This is a genomic window from Verminephrobacter aporrectodeae subsp. tuberculatae At4 (genome assembly GCF_000193225.1).
GTDB lineage: Bacteria > Pseudomonadota > Gammaproteobacteria > Burkholderiales > Burkholderiaceae_C > Acidovorax > Acidovorax aporrectodeae.
This window is the reverse complement of sequence record NZ_AFAL01000571.1, coordinates 1-2,167: the sequence shown is the minus strand read 5'-3', so window position 1 is coordinate 2,167 and position 2,167 is coordinate 1. Positions and strand designations below refer to the sequence as shown.

The 2,167-nt window shown below is 62.9% G+C and carries 1 protein-coding gene; it reads left to right on the top strand.

The features are described from left to right. Window positions 1-2,167 (top strand): Ig-like domain-containing protein (locus tag VTU_RS33765; protein WP_010106911.1); only part of this gene is annotated, 2,167 nt, incomplete at both ends.

Genomic DNA, 2,167 nt, shown 5'->3' with positions numbered 1-2,167 from the left:
ACCTTCACGCCCACGAACAACATCGAGGACAGCAGCAACACCATCGGCGTCAACCTCGCTGGCGTGACCAACGCCGCAGGCACCGCCGGTACCGGCCCCGCCAGCAGCACCAACTACTCCATCGATACCAAGCGACCCTTTCCGACCGACCTCAGCATCGCGAAAACCAAGCTCTGCGCCGGCGAATCAACCACCCTCACCCTCACCTTCTCCGAAGCGCTCAATCAGGACAGTTTCACTCTGGCGCGCATTCGCTCTGCCGCCACCGCCAATCCCGGCACATTGTCCGACCTGCGTACCACCGACGGCATTACTTGGCAGTTCACGCTCACTGCCCCGACTACCGGCGCCTCATCGACCGGAAATTACTTCGACGTGTATAACAGGGTAAACGGGAGTGACTTGACCGATGTCGCAGGCAACACGGGTCGGGTCGGAGTGACGTCGTTCTATACCACCCTCTACGACATTGACCTCGTTCGCCCCACCGCCACGATCACCCTGGCCGACAACGCGCTCACCGTTGGCGAAACCACCACCGTCACCTTCGCCTTTAGCGAACCCGTCACCGGCTTCACGCACGATGACATCGTGCTCACCGACGCCAACGGCACGCTGGGTCCGCTCACGGCCAACGCCGACGGCAAAACCTGGACAGCGACCTTCACGCCCACGGCCAACGTCAACGACACGACGAATACCATCCGCGTCAACCTCACGGGCGTGAACGATATCGCGGGCAACGCCGGTGTCGGCACCGCCAGCAGCAGCAACTACACCGTGAGCACCCGGTCAGCGAACACCGCAGACCCCACCGTCACCATCACGCTGGCCGACACCAGCCTGACCGTGGGCGAAACCACCGCCGTCACCTTTGCCTTCAGCGAGGCCGTCCGCGGATTCACCAACGACGACGTCGTGCTCACCGATGCCAACGGCACGCTGGGCACGCTCACGGCCAACGCCGACGGCAAAACCTGGACCGCCACCTTCACGCCCACGGTCAATGTCGAGGACAGCAGCAACACCATCAGCGTGAACCTGGCTGGTGTGACCGACGCCGCAGGCAACGCCGGAGTTGGCAGTGCCAGCAGCACCAACTACTCCATTGATACCAAGGGGCCCTTTGCGGACTCCATCACCATCGAGAACACCAAACTCTGCGCCGGCGAATCAACCACCGTCACCCTCACCTTCTCCGAAGCACTGAATCGGGCCAGTTTCACTCTGGCGCGCATTCGATCTACCTCCGATGCCGCCGCCAATCCCGCCACATTGTCCGACCTGCGTACCACCGACGGCATTACTTGGCAGTTCACGCTGACGGCCCCGACTACCGGCGCCTCATCGACCGGCAATTACATCCGCGTGCATTTGGGGAATACCGTGACCGATGTCGCAGGCAACATAGGTTGGGGAGTGACGTCTTTCTTTGGCACCCCCTACGACATTGACCTCGTTCGCCCCACCGCCACGATCACCCTGACCGACAACGCGCTCACCGTCGGCGAAACCACCACCGTCACCTTTGCCTTTAGCGAACCCGTCACCGGCTTCACGCGCGAGGACATCGTGCTCACCGACGCCAACGGCACGCTGGGCCCGCTCACGGCCAACGCCGACGGCAAAACCTGGACAGCGACCTTCACGCCCACGGCCAACGTCAACGACGCGACGAATACCATCCGCGTCAACCTCACGGGCGTGAACGATATCGCGGGCAACGCCGGCCAGGGCAGCGCCAGCAGTGGCAACTACACCGTCCAAACACAGCGGCTCACGGCCACGATCACGCTGGCCGACACCAGCCTCATCGCCGGCGAAACAACGACCGTCACCATCGTCTTCAACGAGACCGTCACCGACTTCACGCGCGCTGACATCGTGCTCACCGATGCCAACGGCACGCTGGGCACGCTCACGGCCAATGCAGACGGCAAAACCTGGACCGCCACCTTCACGCCCACGGTCAACATTGAGGACAGCAGCAACACCATCGGCGTCAACTTGGCCGGTGTGCGCGACGCCGCAGGCAACGTCGGTACCGGCTCCGCCAGCAGCGCCAACTACTCCATTGATACCAAGCGGCCCACTCCGACCGACATCACCATCGATGACACCAAGCTCTGCGCCGGCGAATCAACCACCATCACCTTCTCCGAGCGCT